We start from the raw sequence: 15,450 nt of genomic DNA, 5'->3' as shown, positions 1-15,450 counted from the left end.
GATACGCTTCTCAATCATGGAATTGCGCCACCTGCAGCACTTCGTCGCGGTCGCCGAGGACCAGCACTTCACCCGGGCAGCGGAACGCCTGATGGTGTCCCAGTCCGGTCTGTCGGCATCGATCCGCGCGCTGGAGCGGGAGCTGCGGGCCCCGCTGTTCGTCCGCACGACCCGCCGCGTCACGCTCACCGAGGCCGGCCGGGCCCTGCTGACCGAGGCGGAACGGATCCTCGCGCAGGTCCGCGCGGCCCAGGACGCCGTGGCCGCCGTACAGGGCGTGCTGCGCGGCACACTCTCACTGGGCACCGAGCAGTGCATCGCCGGGGTGCCCGTCGCGCAACTGCTGGCCGCGTTCCGTCGGCAGCATCCGGACGTGGAGATCCGGCTGCGGCAGGCCGGCTCGGGCGCGCTCGCCGAGGACGTCGCCGCCGGCCGCCTGGACCTGGCCTTCGCCGTGACGACCCGCGCCGACACGGAGCAGCTCCGCTGTCTGCCCCTGACCAGCGAGCCGATGACCGTGCTCTGCCACCCCTCGCACCGGCTGGCGACCGGAGGGCCCGTCACCCCGGACGAACTGGGCGGCGAGTCCTTCGTCGACTTCCACCCCGACTGGGGGCCGCGCCGCACCACAGACGCGGCCTTCGCGGCGGCAGGTGTGCACCGCACGGTCGCCCTGGAGGTGAACGACGTGCACAGCCTCCTCGACCTCGTCGAAGAGGGCCTGGGCATCGCCGTCGTACCGCGCCACTTCGCCCACAAACGGCGGGCCCTGCCCGCACTCCCCCTCAAAGCCGACACCGAGACGCCGTACGAGACCGTCGCCATGCTCCCGCCCCCGGAGGCGACCAGTCCGGCCGCCCGGGCCCTGATGTCGCTGCTCGAAACAGGGGGCCTGGCACCACCCCAGGAGGGGCTCCAACACTCCTGACCCGGCCCGCTCCCCCGCCGCAGACTCGTGCACATCGATCACGACAACTGCGGCACGGGAGTGCGGAGATGACTGAGCACAGCCGACGGAACGTACTGCGCGGGGCGGCGGCCATCGCGGCGGCGAGCGGACTCGTAGGGGCGACGGGAGGACTCGCCGCAGGTGCTCCCGCCGCCTCGAAGGGGCGCCACTTCCCGTTCCTGGAAGGGGCGTTCGCACCGGTCACCGAAGAGCTGACCGCCTTCGGCCTCCCCGTCACAGGACGGATCCCGCGCGAGCTGAACGGCCGCTACCTCAGGAACGGGCCGAACGTCCTTGGCCTGGAGGACCCCCGGGCGCACCACTGGATGCAGGGCGACGGCATGGTGCACGGCGTCCGGCTGCGGGACGGCCGCGCCGAGTGGTACTGCAACCGCTGGGTCCGCTCCTCCCGCGTCGCCGAGAAGCTCGGCGAGCCCTACCCGGGACCGGTGCCGCCGGACGACTTCCCCTGCAACACCCACGTCATCGGTCACCGCGGACGGGTCCTGGCCCTCCAGGAGAGCGGTCCTCTGCCGTACGAACTCGACTACGAGCTCAACACGGTGGGCACGTACGACTTCCGCGGCACCCTGGAGGGCGCGTTCACGGCGCACACCAAGCTCGACGCGGAGTCGGGCGAGCTGCACGCGATCACGTACTACCCGACCTGGAACCACATCCGGCACCTGGTGGTGAACGCGGCGGGACGGGTCGTCAGGACCACCAGGATCCCGGTGTCGGACAGCCCGATGATCCACGACTTCGCGCTCACCGAGAAGTACGTCGTCATCTTCGACATGCCTGTCACCTTCGACCCGGCGGGCGCCGAGCGGGGAGACCTGGTGCCATACGTGTGGAACGACCGGCATGCCGCGCGAGTCGGTGTGCTGCCGCGGGCCGGCGGCCGGATCCGCTGGATCGAGGCGGAGCCGACGTACTACTCGCACACCCTCAACGCCTACGACGAGGGATCGTCGGTGGTCGTCGACCTCACGGCCATTGCGGCGCCCTTCTTCGTCGCGGGACGCGGCTCAGGCGGACCGTACGGGGCCGGGACCCCGCGGCTGCACCGCTGGACGGTCGACCTCGACCGGGGCCGCGTACGCACCAAGGTGCTGGACGACCGGCCTCAGGAGTTCCCGCGAGTCAACGAGTCGCTGGTGGGGCGGCGGCATCGGTACGGGTACTCGGCAGCCTCCGCCGAGCTGACGCTGGCGTATGTGACGCCCGACGGGAACCCGCCCGACCGCGTCTTCCGCAACGAGCTGATCAAGCACGACCTGATGCGCGGTACGACTCAGGCGCACCGGCTGCCCCGGCACGCGGCGGCCGGCGAGCCGGTGTTCGTGGCCTCGGACCCGGCGGACCGGAGGGCGGCCGAGGACGACGGCTACACGCTGGCGTACGTCCACAATCCCGACCGGGGCGCGGCCGATCTGCTGATCCTGTCCGCTCAGGACTTCACAGGTGAGCCGGTGGCCCGGGTCCAGCTGCCGGGGCGGGTGCCGCTGGGCTTCCACGGGAACTGGGTGGCCGACGCGTGAGAGCACGTGAGAGGCCGGCCGCAACCGCTGAGCGGTCCGGCCGGCCTCGGGGTGCTCAGAGCTCGTAGCCCGGCAGGACGACGTCCCGGATGAGGGCGGCCCGCTCGTCGAACGGGATGAACGCGCTCTTCAGGGCGTTGACCGTGACCGTGCGCAGGTCGTCGAGGGTCCAGCCCGCCTCGTCGACGAGCAGGGACATCTCGCGGGTCATGGTCGTGCCGGAGACCAGCCGGTTGTCGGTATTGAGCGTGACGCGGAAGCCCAGGTCGCGCAGGCGCGTGATCGGGTGGTCGGCGATCGAAGTGGCAGCGCCCGTCTGGAGGTTGGACGTTGGGCACATCTCCAGGGCGATGCGGCGATCGCGCACCCAGCCCGCGACGCGTCCGAGCTTGCCGTCCACGATGTCCTCGGTGATACGGACGCCGTGTCCGATGCGCTGGGCGCCGCAGACCTGGAGGGCCTGGTGGATGCTGGGCAGGCCGTGGGCCTCGCCGGCGTGGATGGTGAACGGGACGTTCTCGACGCGCAGGTGCTCGAAGGCGCCGAGGTGGTCGGCGGGCGGGAAGCCGTCCTCGGCTCCCGCGATGTCGAAGCCGACGACGCCCGCGTCCCGGAAGGCCACGGCCAGGTCGGCCGCCTCGCGGACCCGGTCGAACATGCGCATCCCGCACAGCAGGGTGCCGACCCGGACCGGGGTGCCGGCGGCTGCCGCCTTCGCCATACCGGCGGCCAGTCCCTCCTGCACGGTCTCGACGACCTCGGAGAGGGCCAGCCCGCCGTTGACCAGCAGCTCGGGGGCGTAACGCACCTCGCCGTAGACGACACCGTCCTCGGCCAGATCGAGCACGTACTCCTCGGCGGTCCGCAGCAGGCCCTCACGGGTCTGCATCACAGCGAGGGTGTGCTCGAAGGTGGCTATGTAGCGGACCAGGTCACCGGAGTTGGCGGCCTCGTAGTACCAGGCGGCCAACTCGTCCGGGTCCGTGGTGGGGAGCGTGTGGCCGACCGCGTCGGCGAGTTCGACGAGCGTGGCGGGGCGCAGGCCGCCGTCGAGGTGGTCGTGCAGGACAGCCTTGGGGAGCCGGCGGATGGTGTCGATGTCGATGCGGGACGCGGTCATGCGGTGTTTCCTCGGCAGGTTCTCGGTGGATGTCGTCTGTGGATGGGGAGTGCTGATCACTGGGCGGTCGCGTCGGGAGCGGCGGGCCGCGGGTCGGGCGCGGCGGGCTGCAGCAGATCCCACCGGTTTCCGTACAGGTCCTGGAAGACGACGACCGAGCCGTACGTCTCGTGCCGCGGCTCCTCCAGGAAGGTCACGCCCGCCGCGGTCATCCGTGCGTGGTCGCGGGCGAAGTCGTCGGTGTGCAGGAAGAAGCCGACACGTCCGCCGGTCTGGTCGCCGACCCGGCCGCGCTGGGCCTCGTCCTTGGCCCGGGCCAGCAGGAGGCCGGTGCCGTGCCCTCCGGTGTCCGGCTCCACGACGACCCAGCGGGACCCGTCGGGTCGCGGGCTGTCCTCGGCGAGCCGGAATCCGAGAGCCTCGGTGTAGAAGCGGATCGCCTCGTCGTAGTCGTCGACGACGAGGGTGACCAGGGCGACGCGTTTCATCGGAGCCTCTCGGGGAGTGAAGGGGCAGGACACGGGGCGGGTTATACGTAACACGCGAGGATACGGCATGGCGAGACACAGGGACTCCCGCCCCGGGGAAGGAGGGGCCGCGTGCCGTCGCCGTACCGGCCTCCTGCATGCTGGAGTCAAGATCAAGCGACAGGAGTGACACACCATGTCCGAGACGCCCAGGTCGACCGGAGCCCCCACCCACCAGAACGTCACGTTCCCGAGCGGCGGGACCACCGCGCACGGTTATCTGGCGCTGCCGCCCTCCGGACAGGGGCCCGGCGTCATCGTGATCCAGGAGTGGTGGGGCCTCACCGACCACATCGCGGACGTCACCGAGCGCCTGGCGAAGGAGGGCTTCGTGGCGCTGGCTCCCGACCTGTACGGCGGCAATGTCGCCCACGACAGCGCCGAGGCGTACCGCATGATGCAGGACCTGCCCGTGGCGCGCGGCGTCGAGCTGCTCTCCGGTGCCGTCGACCATCTGCTCGCGATGCCCGAGGTCACCTCCGGGACCGTCGGCTCGGTCGGCTTCTGCATGGGCGGCGGTTTCGTCCTCTACCAGGCCGCCACCGACCCGCGCGTCCACGCCGCCGTCCCCTTCTACGGCGTCATCCAGGGCGAGACCCCCGACTTCTCCGGCCTCAAGGCGCAGATCCTCGGCCACTACGGCGAGCGCGACTCGGCCATTCCCGTCGACTCCCTCGCCCCGCTCCGCGACACGATCCGCGAGCAGTCCGGCATCACCCCGGACTTCCGCGTCTACCCCGCCGACCACGCCTTCTTCAACGACGGCCGCCCCGAGGTCCACGAGCCCGAGTCGTCGGCCCTGGCCTGGCGGAGCACGGTGGACTTCCTGCACGCACAGCTGGGCTGACCGGAGCGGCGGTACGGCGGTGCCGTGACGCGGGTCGCGCATGGACCCGCGTCACTCACGGGTGGGGCGCTCCCAGCACTCCCGGCGCTCCTGTCGCTCCTCAGGAGGACGCGGCGATCCGTACGCGATCGCCTGCGCCGTCGGAGAGGAACGCGGCCAACTCCCGCCCCTGCTCGGCCACATCGGTGCGTTCGGCCCGGGAGAGGCGACGCAGCGGGGTGACCAGCACGGTGTCCGCCTCCACGTGCCAGGTCGCGGAGACCCGGCCGTCGACCAGGACGACGCGAGCCCCGGCGACCGACAGGCCGCGGTGAGCGTCGTCGATGATCCGGCCGCGGTCGTGGTACCCGAGGATCGCGTTGTCGAACGCGGGCAGGAACCGCGCCGGGGCGGGGGTTTCGGGGTCGGGGCGCAACGCGTCGGGAAGGTCCAGCAGTTCCCGTCCTCGCTCGTCGCGGAAGGTCACCAACTCCTCGCGCACGGCGGTGATCGCGGCCGGCAGTCCGGCGAGACCGCACCAGGCGCGCAGGTCGGCCGAGGCGGCGGGGCCGAACGCTGCCAGATAGCGCCGCACCAGGTCCTGACCCACAGGGTCGGAGCCGTCCGGGGCGGGCGGGTCGATCTCGCGCCCGAGCCAGGAGGAGAGCGGGGCGTTGCGCACTCCCGCCCGGGTGCGCCACAGTCCGCGCGGTGGCAGTTGCACCATCGGGATGAGGGCGGCGACCAGCATTTCGCCCAGTGGCCGTGGTCCCGGCTTCGGCCAGCGGTCGGCGAGCGCCCGCGCGAGTTCGCTCATCGAGCGGGGCTCGCCGTCGGCCATGACGGCCCGGCCCGCAGCTGCGAGCTCGTCGAGATCCACTCCGGCGAGTTCACCGCGGTAGACCCCGAGTACCCGTTGGCGCAGCATGGCGTCGTGGCGGGCCCGCCAGGCCAGGACGTCGGCGGCGGTGACGAGATGGACGGTTCGGCGCATGAGATGGGTGCGCACCACGCTCCGTCCGGTCAACAGGTCCGAGAGCACTGCCGGGTCGAACGCGCGCAGCCGCGACCAGAGCCCGACGAACGGCTCCTGCGGTTCCTGCGCCTGCAGACCGCCGAGGTGCGCGACGGCGTCGAGCACCGGTATGTCGGCGCGGTCGAGCAGCAACTGCCGTGCCAGCGTTGCCCTGTTGAGCGCCCGGGCGTCGAGAACGGTCATCGGGTCGCCCCCGGGGCCTGGCCGAACCTCATGGTGCGCTCTTCCCTTCGAATGCGTACTTCGAATACGTACTTCGAATATGTGCGGGATTCCGAGGTCGGGACCGGGTCGGGGCGGTGGCCCGACCCGGTCCGGATCCGTCTGCGTCAGGTCGACTTCCGCCCGTCGAGCGTCTCGCGCAGGATGTCCGCGTGCCCGGCGTGCTGGGCGGTCTCGGCGATGACGTGCGTCAGCACCCGGCGCACGCTGCGCACGGCTCCCGGCTCGTGCCAAGGCGCCTCCGGCAGCGGATGCGTCGCCGAGAGGTCGGGCACGGAGGCGATGATCTTCTCGCTGTGGGCGGCGACCTGGTCGTAGCGCTCGACGACACCGGCCAGCGTCTCGCCGGGCAGCATCAGGAAGTCGTTCTGGTGGTCGATCATCCACTGCGGGAACTCGCGTGCGGTACCGGCCGCGATGTCGGCCCAGGTGACGCCGTCGGGCAGGTCGTGGCGCAGCGCCGACGGGCCGTCGACCACGAAGCGCAGCCATCCCTCCTCGATGGAGGCGACGTGCTTGATCAGCCCGCCCAGGCACAGCGCGCTGACGGTCGGGCGTTCACCGGCCTGCTCGTCGGTGAGCCCGCGCACGGTGTCGGTCAGGGCTGTCCGCGCGGTCGCGAGCGCGGCGATCAGGTCGGCCCGCTCGGCGTCGGGAGTGACAGGGGGCGTGGTCATGGCGGTCACAGTGATCGGTCCTTCTGGTCGTTCCCGTTGTTCGGTACGAGAACGACAGTCGCAGCAGAAGCGGACAGGGAGTGTCCTCTTCTCGGGCCAGTATGGGTGTCATGCCGAAGACGTCAGCCCGACTGCTGTCCCTGCTCTCCCTGCTCCAGGCGCGCCGGGACTGGCCGGGGGCGCTGCTGGCGGAGCGGCTGGACATCAGTCCGCGTACCGTGCGCCGCGATGTCGACCGGCTGCGCGAGCTCGGCTATCCCATCGTGGCCTTCAAAGGGCCCGACGGCGGTTACCGGCTCGACGCCGGAGCCGATCTGCCGCCGCTGCTGTTCGACGACGAGCAGGCCGTCGCCCTCGCCGTCGCGCTCCAGATCGCCACGACCACCGGCGCCGGCATCGAGGAGGCCGCGGCGCGTGCGCTGACCACCGTCCGGCAGGTGATGCCGGCGCGGTTGCGCCGCCGGATCGACATGCTCCAGGTCACCGCCGTCGGGCGATCCGCGACCCGGCCGGAGTCGCGGGTCGACAGTGGCGTACTCATGGCACTCGGCACAGCCGTCCATGCCCGCGATGTGCTGCGTTTCGACTACGCCTCACCTCGCGGAGCGGGCGACGACGATCCGGCCATGACCGCACCGCGCCGGGTGCAGCCCCATCACCTCGTCACCTGGGGCGGGCGCTGGTATCTCGTCGCCTGGGACCTGGACCGCGAGGACTGGCGCACCTTTCGCGCCGACCGGATCACCCCGCGCGTCCCTACAGGGCCCCGGTTCACTCCGCGCGAGCTGCCCGGCGGCGATGTGGCCGCTTTCGTGGCGGGCCGGTTCCGGGGTTCCGACGGGTCCGGCGGCTCCGGCGACTGGCCCTGCCGCGGCGAGGTGATCCTCCGTCTCCCCGCCGCCGAGGTGTCCCGCTACTCCCGCGACGGAGTCGTCGAGGAGCTCGGCCCGAACCGCTGCCGGCTCGTCCTGGGTTCATGGTCGTGGCCCGGCCTGGCCGCCGACATCGGCAGGTTCGACGCCGACATCGAGGTCGTCGGCCCGGACGAACTCCGCGACGCCTTCGCTCAGTTGGCCCGCCGCTACGCGAACGCGGCGACGGGCCCACTCGGCGAGAGGCGTCAGTACGTGTAGCCGTTGAGCGTCGACACCGCGGCCGCCGGGTTCCCGAGGTCGTACCGGTCCACGGCGAGGAAGTTGGGCTTCTTGCGGGCGGCGGGCTGGCAGAAGCGCTGGGCCCGGTCGGTGAGTTTGGTGTTGTCGGTGGTGGCCGTGGAGGCGATCGCCGCGTCACGGAAGTGGTTCATGACGAAGAGCGGCCGGAACGGCGGTGCCGTGGAGGTGAGGGGCACGTTGGAGTTGGCGTCGTACCAGCGGCTGTAGCAGGACCAGTCGGAGACGCCGAGACCGGAGCCCATGGACCAGTAGTTCTCGACGGTCCACTCGCGCTGGTACATCACGCCGAAGCTGTCGCGGGTGAGGCCGGCGGACTGGTCGGCGGAGCGGCTGTGGTCGGTGAAGATGAGGAGCCGGTCGTTGGCCGCGATGAGCTCCGACATCTTCGGCCACCCGTTCGTGCGCACGCCGGTCCGGTCGGGGCGGTACAGCACGTCGGACAGGCCGTTCACCCGGGCCAGTTCGCTGCGCAGGACGCCCGGGTCGACGTAGTCCTCCAGGAAGACGGTGACGAACTCGTTCGGGTTCGCCCTCAGGTAGTCGACCATGCGCTGGATGTCCACCCACAGCGCGACCGGCCGACTGACGAGGGTGCAGCTGTTGTGGCAGAGGATCGCGCCGTCGGAGGTCTGGTGGATGTCCAGCATGAACCCGCGTACACCGTCGGTGAGTTGCTGGTTGATTCCCCGGCTCTGGTTCGGGACGAGGTTGACGAAGGGTGGCGCGAATCCGCCGTCGACGCCGTTCGCGTACGCGTTGTGGGACGTGAGGAACGTGACCTGGTCCAGGGTGCGTTGGTCAGGGGACGGCATCGGGGAGCTCGGGGACGTCGTGGGAGTCAGGTACCAGGAGGCCAGGTTCCCCGCCGTACCCAGGGCCAGTTGGGCCGGGTAGTTGGAGCCGGACGGCTTCGCGGCCACCGTCAAGTACTGGTCGGCGCCCGGGACTTTGAGCCGGTACTGGTCGGTCCCCGTCGCCGTGATCTCCCACGGGGCGTCGCCGCTCGTACAGGCAACGGTTCTCGCCTGACCGCCGGAGCGGCCGAGGCAACTGCCCGCCGTGTCGGTGCTCTCCAGCACGTACGAGGAACCGCTCGACCGGAGCGTCCACTGCTGTCGGTCCTCGTTGCCCTTGGGGTTTCGCTGGACGACCGCTCCCCCGCTGTCGGCGGCGTTCAGGCCGGTGACAGCGCTCTGCACGTAGAACACTCCCCCCGTCGGGACCGCCGCCGAGTGGGCGGGAGCGGCCATGACGGAGGTGAGTGCCGCTCCGGCGGCGGTGAGGGCGAGCAGGGGGCGATGCATCCGCATGTCGGTAGGGGTCCCTTTCAGCAGCGCGACGGCGCCGGAAGCGGCAGCCGGGAAATGGGGGGTCTGCGCGGGACACTCAATCGGCTTGGTATGTACTGGTCAATAGCCTGGACCGGCCGGACAGGGCGGCGACATCGAGCCGCCGCCCCACGGCCGCCGGGCGTACCCGGGCGGTACCTCAGCAGTACAGGTTGTTGCCCGGCGAGACTCCGAGGATCGAGGTGAACCGCTGGTAGTTGTTCACCCGGCTCTGCACCTGGGCGGGGTTCTTGCCGTCGCACTCCAGGGAGCCGTTGATGGAGCGGATGGTCTGGCCGAAGCCGGCCTGGTTGACCATGGCGTTGTGCGGGGTCATGGTGCCGGGGCCGTTCTGGGTGTTCCAGTACCAGAGGCCGGTCTTCCAGGCCACGGCGGCGTCGTTCTGCACGAGCCAGGGGTTGCCCAGGAGGTCGATGCCCAGCGCGTCGCCCGCGGCCTTGTAGTTGAAGTTCCAGCTGAGCTGGATCGGTCCGCGGCCGTAGTACGCGGCCTGGCCTGCCGGGCAGCCGTACGGCTGGCCCCAGTCGCAGTAGTGGGGGTAGTTGGCGGTGTTCTGCTCGACGATGTGGACCAGCCCGCCGGTCTCGTGGCTGACGTTGGCGAGGAAGGCGGCGGCCTCCTGCTTCTTCACCGTGTCGCTGCCGGTGTTCGCGAAGCCCGGGTAGGCGCTCAGCGCGGCCTTCAGCCCGCTGTACGTGTAGAACGAGTTCCGGCTCGGGAACATCTGGTTGAACTGCGCCTCGCTCACGACGAAGCCGGAGGGGTTGGTGCCTCCGTCGCAGGCGTACGGCTCCCAGTACCAGGTGCTGATGGTGGGGTCGTAGCCCGGGTTGTCGTGCTCGGCTATGTAGGCCTTGCCGTCGGTGTAGCGGACGATGTTGCCGGTGACGTAGGACTTGCCGGCCACCCAGCTCGGGTAGCTCGAACAGGCCGCTGCGGACGCGCTCGACGCCGGCAGGAGCACCGGCGCGGCACTTGCGAGCATGAGCGCGGCCACGAACGCGGAGATACGACGCCTCGACACAGGACCAACTCCTTCACGGAGCACGGCCGCGCCCGTACGCGGGCACAGCGGAGCGGAACCTTGTGCGCGCAGGCCGGTGTGACCGGCCACGGCGTACGGGGCGGCCGTGGTGGGGGGTGTGGAGGCACACTCAACTCCCTTGGTCTGGACCAGTCAAGGGTGTAGACCAGTCAACCCGCCCCGCGGCCGCTCCGATTCAGCCCAGCGGCTTCTCCAGAACCGCCTTGCGGTGACTGAACGTCTCGATGGAGTAGCGACCGTGATAGTTGCCCATGCCGCTCTCGCCGACACCGCCGAACGGCAGGTCGGAGACGGTGAGATGGGCGAGCGGCAGACCGAAGCCGAGGCCGCCGGAAGACGTTTCGGCAGCGAGCCGCTCGCGGGTGACGTCGGACTCGGTGAAGACGTACAGAGCCAGTGGCTTGTCCCGGTCGTTGATGAACTCGACGGCCTCGTCGAGCCCCGGCACGGTCACGATCGGCAGGACCGGGCCGAAGATCTCCTCGCCCATGACCGGCGAATCGGGGTCCACGTCGGCCAGAACGGTCGGCGCGATGTACTTGGTGGCGCGGTCGCTGTCACCGCCGACCACGACACGACCGGAGTCGAGCAGTCCACTGAGGCGGTCGAAGTGCCGCTCGTTGATGATCCGGCCGTACTCGGTGGAGGTGGCGGCGTCGGTTCCGTACAGGCCCTCGACGGCCTTGGCCAGAGCCGGTTCCAGGGCGCGGGCCGTCTCCGGGTCGGTGAGTACGTAGTCGGGGGCGACGCAGGTCTGTCCGGCGTTGAGGAACTTGCCGCGGGCGAGGCGGTCGGCGACGACGGTCAGGTCGGCGTCCCGGTCGACGAACGCCGGGGACTTGCCGCCCAGTTCCAGGGTGACCGGGGTGAGGTGCTGGGCGGCGGCGGTCATGACGATGCGGCCGACGGTGCCGTTGCCGGTGTAGAAGATGTGGTCGAAACGCTCGGCGAGCAGGGCCGTGGTCTCGGGGATGCCGCCCTCGACGACGGCGATCGCGTCGGTGTCCAGGTACTCCGGCAGCCACCGGGCGAGGAAGGCCGAGGTGGCCGGAGCCAGCTCGCTGGGCTTGACGACGACCGCGTTGCCGGCGGCGAGCGCACCGAGCATCGGCGCGAGCAGGAGCTGCGCCGGGTAGTTCCAGGGCGCGATCACCAGGACGACGCCGAGGGGGTCGTACTGCGTCCAGGCCGTGGCGTCCTCGCCGAGGTGCGCGGGGACGGGGGCGGACTCGGGGCGCAGCCACTCGCCGAGGTGCTCCAGGGTGTGGTCGATCTCCCGCACGACGAAGTCGATCTCCGTACGGAACGCCTCGGTGGAGCTCTTGCCCAGGTCGGCGTGGAGGGCCGCGGCCAGGCCCTCGCCGTGCGTGGTGAGCAGCTCGCGCAGGCGGCGCAGCTGGGTGGTGCGCCACACGACGGGCTTGGTGCGGCCGGAGCGGAAGGTGGCGCGCAGCCGGGCCACGACATCGGCGGGCTGCTCGGGGGTGGGCTGGTTCACGGTGCCTCGCTGGTCGGAGTGGGCCGGTGGCCCGCGTGCGGTGGGGTCGAGCGGCAAGCTCGATGTATATGCCAACCATTTATACGGCATCATGATTCCGCACCACGCGCAGCAAACGGCCATGAGCGTCACAGATCACACCGAGGGCGCAACGGCGGCTCGCGGCGAGGCCCCCCGGCGGCCGACACCTACACGGAGGACTCGGCCGCCGCCCCGTCGAGCGTGTCCGCCAGCCGGTGCAGGAGCCCCCGCAGCAGTTCGTCGTCGCCGTCGCTCAGGACGGGCCACTGGGCGCGGACCTCGCGGTCGACGCGCCGCCAGTGGTCCTCGCCGCGCGGAGTGAGGTGGGCGAGGATGCGGCGCCGGTCCAGGGGGTCGACGCGTCGGTAGACGAGGTTCTGGTCGACGAGCTGGTCGACCAGTTTGGTGAGGGTGGGGGGCGGCAGGAAAGCCGCTTCGGCGACCGCCGCCATCGGGTGCCCCTCACCGTCGGAGAGCAGGGAGAGCACACGCCAGGCGTCGAGCGAGCAGCCGTGTTCGTCCAGGGCAGCCTGGAGCCGGCGCGCCGCCAGTCGTTCGGCCCGCGTCAAGAGGTGCATGAGGTCCTGAGACCGACGCGGAGGTGGGGTCGGCATCCTTCTCCTCGCTCCCGGGGGTCAGCACATCGTACAAGTCCCGCTTCCCACAAGGATCTCCCACATCTGCCGCCGCACGCGCGCACCGCATGCCAGGGTCCGGCCGCCGCACACCCATCGAGTACAGGGTCCTGCCGCCCCGGGCGCGGACCGTACCCCGAGACGGATTGGAGTTCACCGGGTGTTCCCGGAATCATGCCCCCATGGTCCGGCTCGACCCGCCTCCGCTCGACTGGTTCACGGCCGACGACTCGGTCGTCAGCGTGGCGCTGGTCTTTCCCATGCAGGGCGCCGCGGGGATCTTCGGGCCCACGTGCGAGTTGTGCGCCCGCCTTGCCGTGGAGGAGGTCAACCGCTCGGGCGGGGTACTGGGCAAGGAGTTGCGGCTGCTGCCGGTCGACGGCGGCGCCGAGCCGCACCGCATCGCCGAGAACGTCGAGGCCCTGGTCGACCTCGGCATCGTGCAGGGCGTCACCGGCTGGCACATCTCCTCCGTACGCCAGAAGCTGGCGCCGCGGATCGCCCACCGAGTGCCCTACGTGTATACGGCGCTGTACGAGGGCGGCGAGGACACGGCCGGTGTGTTCCTGACGAGTGAGACCCCGAACGACCAACTGCGGCCCGCCATGAGCCTGTTGGCCCGTGAGCACCGGGTGCGCCGGTGGTTCGTCGTGGGCAACGACTATGTGTGGCCCCGCCGTACGGCCCGTGCGGCGCACCGATACGCGCGCGAGTCGGGCGGCGGTATCTGCGCGGAGGCCGCCTATCTGCCGCTCGGCACACACGACTTCGACGGGGTGCTGCGACGGATCGAGCGTTCGGAGGCGGACGGCGTGCTGATGCTGCTCGTGGGCAGCGACGCGGTCCGGTTCAACCGGGCGTTCGCCGCGTCCGGCCTCGACGAGCGGTGTCTTCGGCTCAGCACCCTGATGGACGAGAACATGCTGATGGCGAGCGGCCCCACGGCCACCACCGGCCTCTACAGCACGGCGGGTTTCTTCGCTTCTCTCGCCAATCAGGACACCCTCGACTTCCACGGCCAGTACGCGGGACGGTACGGAGTCGAGGCACCGGTTCTCGGCAGTCTCGGCGAATCGTGTTACGAGGGGGTCCTGTTGCTGGCCGCGCTCATCGACCGCGCCAGGACCCTCGACGTATCCGCGATCGGCGCGGCGGCGGACACCGTCTCGTACGAGGGGCCGCGCGGGCTGCTCCATCTGCGCGGCAGCCATGTCCGCCAGCGCATCTACCTCGCGCGGGCGGACGGTGTGGACTTCGACGTCGTGGCCCAGCTGGATCTTCACGAAACCCGGCCTTGACATGTCCGCGCATCCGCGAAGATACTTCCCGCAGGAAGTAATTAGAATGCCTCGGGCGAACTGTGAATTCATGCGAAGAATTCCGCCCCGGGCATTTTTTGTTTCCCGGTGAGAGCCGGAAGATACCGCCGGGAAAGTACCGCGAAACACCCTGGAAACAGGGTGACTTGAGGCTGTGGACCGCACTTCAGGAGGAGGTTGTCCTCCCAGCCCGAGGGGGTTCTTTTGTCCAGCGGTTCCAGCGGTTCCAGTCGTTTCAAGGGTTTCAAGGGGTCCGGTCCTTCCCGACGCCGGGTGATGGCGGGCGCCGCCGCGCTCACCGCCGTCGTCGTGCTCTCCGCGTGCGGCGCCAAGACCGACTCGGCGGGCGGCTCGTCCGACGCGGCCGCCAAGGCCGACACGAGCGGCGACACCGTCAAGGTCGGCCTGCTCAACTCGCTCTCCGGCACCATGGCGATCAGCGAGGTGACCGTACGCGACTCGCTGAAGCTGGCGATCGACGAGATCAACGCCTCGGGCGGAGTGCTCGGCAAGAAGGTCAGGCCGATCAGCGAGGACGGCGCCTCCGACTGGCCGACGTTCGCCGAGAAGGCGAACAAGCTCATCAAGGAGGACCGGGTCACGGCCACCTTCGGCTGCTGGACCTCCGCGAGCCGCAAGGCCGTGAAGCCCGTCTTCGAGAAGAACAAGTCCCTGCTGTTCTATCCCGTGCAGTACGAGGGACTTGAGGAGTCCCCGTACATCTTCTACACGGGTGCCACCACCAACCAGCAGATCGTCCCGGCGCTCGACTACCTCAAGAGCCAGGGCAAGAAGAGCATTTACCTCGTGGGCAGCGACTATGTCTTCCCGCGCACCGCCAACAAGATCATCAAGGCGTACGCGAAGGCCAATGGCATGAAGGTGCTCGGCGAGGACTACGCGCCGCTGGGTTCCACCGAGTTCAGCACCATCGCCAACAAGGTGAAGGCGTCGAAGGCCGATGCGGTCTTCAACACCCTCAACGGCGACTCGAACGTGGCCTTCTTCAAAGAGTACAAGTCGGCCGGCCTGACCGCCAAGAGCATGCCGGTGGTCTCGGTGTCGATCGCCGAGGAAGAGGTCAAGTCGATCGGATCGCAGTATCTGGCGGGCCAGTTGACGGCCTGGAACTACTACCAGACGACCGCGGGCGAGGCGAACACCAAGTTCGTGAAGGCCTACAAGGCCAAGTACGGCCAGGACAAGCCGACCAGTGACCCGATGGAGGCCGCGTACACCTCGGTCTACCTGTGGAAGGCGATGGTCGAGAAGGCCAAGTCCTTCGACCCGGAGAAGGTGAAGGCGGCCTCCGACGGCATCACCTTCGACGCTCCCGAGGGCGAGGTCACCGTGGACGGCGCGAGCCAGCACATCTACAAGACCGCCCGGATCGGGAAGATCGGCACCGACGGGCTGATCGAGCAGGTGTGGGACTCCGGCAAGGCGATCAAGCCGGACCCGTACCTGAAGGGCTACTCCTGGGCCTCCGGCCTCTCCTGACCGACCG

The 15,450-nt window shown here is 70.1% G+C and carries 14 protein-coding genes; 6 read left to right on the top strand and 8 right to left on the bottom strand.

From position 1 onward, the window contains the following. The first annotated feature begins 16 nt into the window (after window positions 1-16). Complete coding sequence (locus tag QF035_RS49080) at window positions 17-928, top strand: LysR family transcriptional regulator (protein WP_307528924.1); 912 nt, start codon at window positions 17-19, stop codon at window positions 926-928. 68 nt (window positions 929-996) lie between these two features. Next, on the top strand, window positions 997-2,493 hold the full coding sequence (locus QF035_RS49075; RefSeq protein ID WP_307528922.1) for a carotenoid oxygenase family protein: 1,497 nt from the start codon (window positions 997-999) through the stop codon (window positions 2,491-2,493). 55 nt (window positions 2,494-2,548) lie between these two features. Here the strand turns inward: QF035_RS49075 and QF035_RS49070 are convergent, their stop codons facing one another. Together QF035_RS49070 and QF035_RS49065 are read right to left on the bottom strand one after the other, a co-directional pair. Then, a complete protein-coding gene (locus QF035_RS49070) occupies window positions 2,549-3,613 on the bottom strand; it encodes an adenosine deaminase (RefSeq protein ID WP_307528920.1) in 1,065 nt (354 codons plus the stop codon). Between the two features lie 56 nt (window positions 3,614-3,669). Continuing rightward, window positions 3,670-4,101, bottom strand: a complete 432-nt coding sequence (locus QF035_RS49065; protein ID WP_307528917.1) for a VOC family protein — start codon at window positions 4,099-4,101, stop codon at window positions 3,670-3,672. Window positions 4,102-4,276: 175 nt separating this feature from the next. Here QF035_RS49065 and QF035_RS49060 point away from each other — a divergent pair, with 175 nt between their 5' ends. Then, window positions 4,277-4,987 (top strand): dienelactone hydrolase family protein, encoded by a 711-nt coding sequence (locus QF035_RS49060; protein ID WP_307528915.1) that lies wholly within the window; start codon window positions 4,277-4,279, stop codon window positions 4,985-4,987. Window positions 4,988-5,087: 100 nt separating this feature from the next. Here the strand turns inward: QF035_RS49060 and QF035_RS49055 are convergent, their stop codons facing one another. Further along, window positions 5,088-6,185 carry a winged helix DNA-binding domain-containing protein gene (locus QF035_RS49055; protein ID WP_307528913.1) on the bottom strand — a complete coding sequence of 366 codons (1,098 nt, stop codon included), beginning with the start codon at window positions 6,183-6,185 and terminating at the stop codon, window positions 5,088-5,090. Window positions 6,186-6,331: 146 nt separating this feature from the next. Next, complete coding sequence (locus QF035_RS49050) at window positions 6,332-6,910, bottom strand: DinB family protein (RefSeq protein WP_373466856.1); 579 nt, start codon at window positions 6,908-6,910, stop codon at window positions 6,332-6,334. A 101-nt stretch (window positions 6,911-7,011) separates the two neighbouring features. Between QF035_RS49050 and QF035_RS49045 the strand changes: the two genes are divergently transcribed. After that, window positions 7,012-8,034: a helix-turn-helix transcriptional regulator gene (locus tag QF035_RS49045; protein ID WP_307528910.1), complete on the top strand. Its 1,023-nt coding sequence runs from the start codon at window positions 7,012-7,014 to the stop codon at window positions 8,032-8,034. Here QF035_RS49045 and QF035_RS49040 read toward each other — a convergent pair. From QF035_RS49040 to QF035_RS49025, 4 genes are all read right to left on the bottom strand, one after another. Further along, window positions 8,022-9,386 carry an RICIN domain-containing protein gene (locus QF035_RS49040; protein ID WP_307528908.1) on the bottom strand — a complete coding sequence of 455 codons (1,365 nt, stop codon included), beginning with the start codon at window positions 9,384-9,386 and terminating at the stop codon, window positions 8,022-8,024. The two genes, QF035_RS49045 and QF035_RS49040, sit on opposite strands and share 13 nt — an antisense overlap. Before the next feature lie 178 nt (window positions 9,387-9,564). Beyond that, window positions 9,565-10,449: a glycoside hydrolase family 19 protein gene (locus QF035_RS49035; RefSeq protein WP_307528906.1), complete on the bottom strand. Its 885-nt coding sequence runs from the start codon at window positions 10,447-10,449 to the stop codon at window positions 9,565-9,567. 196 nt (window positions 10,450-10,645) lie between these two features. Further along, window positions 10,646-12,025 (bottom strand): aldehyde dehydrogenase family protein, encoded by a 1,380-nt coding sequence (locus QF035_RS49030; RefSeq protein WP_307528904.1) that lies wholly within the window; start codon window positions 12,023-12,025, stop codon window positions 10,646-10,648. A gap of 131 nt (window positions 12,026-12,156) precedes the next feature. Continuing rightward, a complete protein-coding gene (locus tag QF035_RS49025; RefSeq protein ID WP_373466855.1) occupies window positions 12,157-12,603 on the bottom strand; it encodes a MarR family winged helix-turn-helix transcriptional regulator in 447 nt (148 codons plus the stop codon). Window positions 12,604-12,806: 203 nt separating this feature from the next. Between QF035_RS49025 and QF035_RS49020 the strand changes: the two genes are divergently transcribed. Together QF035_RS49020 and urtA are read left to right on the top strand one after the other, a co-directional pair. After that, window positions 12,807-13,922, top strand: a complete 1,116-nt coding sequence (locus QF035_RS49020) for a substrate-binding domain-containing protein (RefSeq protein ID WP_307528902.1) — start codon at window positions 12,807-12,809, stop codon at window positions 13,920-13,922. Between the two features lie 297 nt (window positions 13,923-14,219). Beyond that, window positions 14,220-15,443, top strand: coding sequence for an urea ABC transporter substrate-binding protein (urtA, locus tag QF035_RS49015; RefSeq protein ID WP_307528900.1), 1,224 nt, complete (start codon window positions 14,220-14,222; stop codon window positions 15,441-15,443). Window positions 15,444-15,450 lie beyond the last annotated feature (7 nt).

This window comes from Streptomyces umbrinus, assembly GCF_030817415.1.
GTDB classification, from domain to species: Bacteria; Actinomycetota; Actinomycetes; order Streptomycetales; family Streptomycetaceae; genus Streptomyces; species Streptomyces umbrinus_A.
This window is presented reverse-complemented; position numbering and strand designations above follow the sequence as displayed.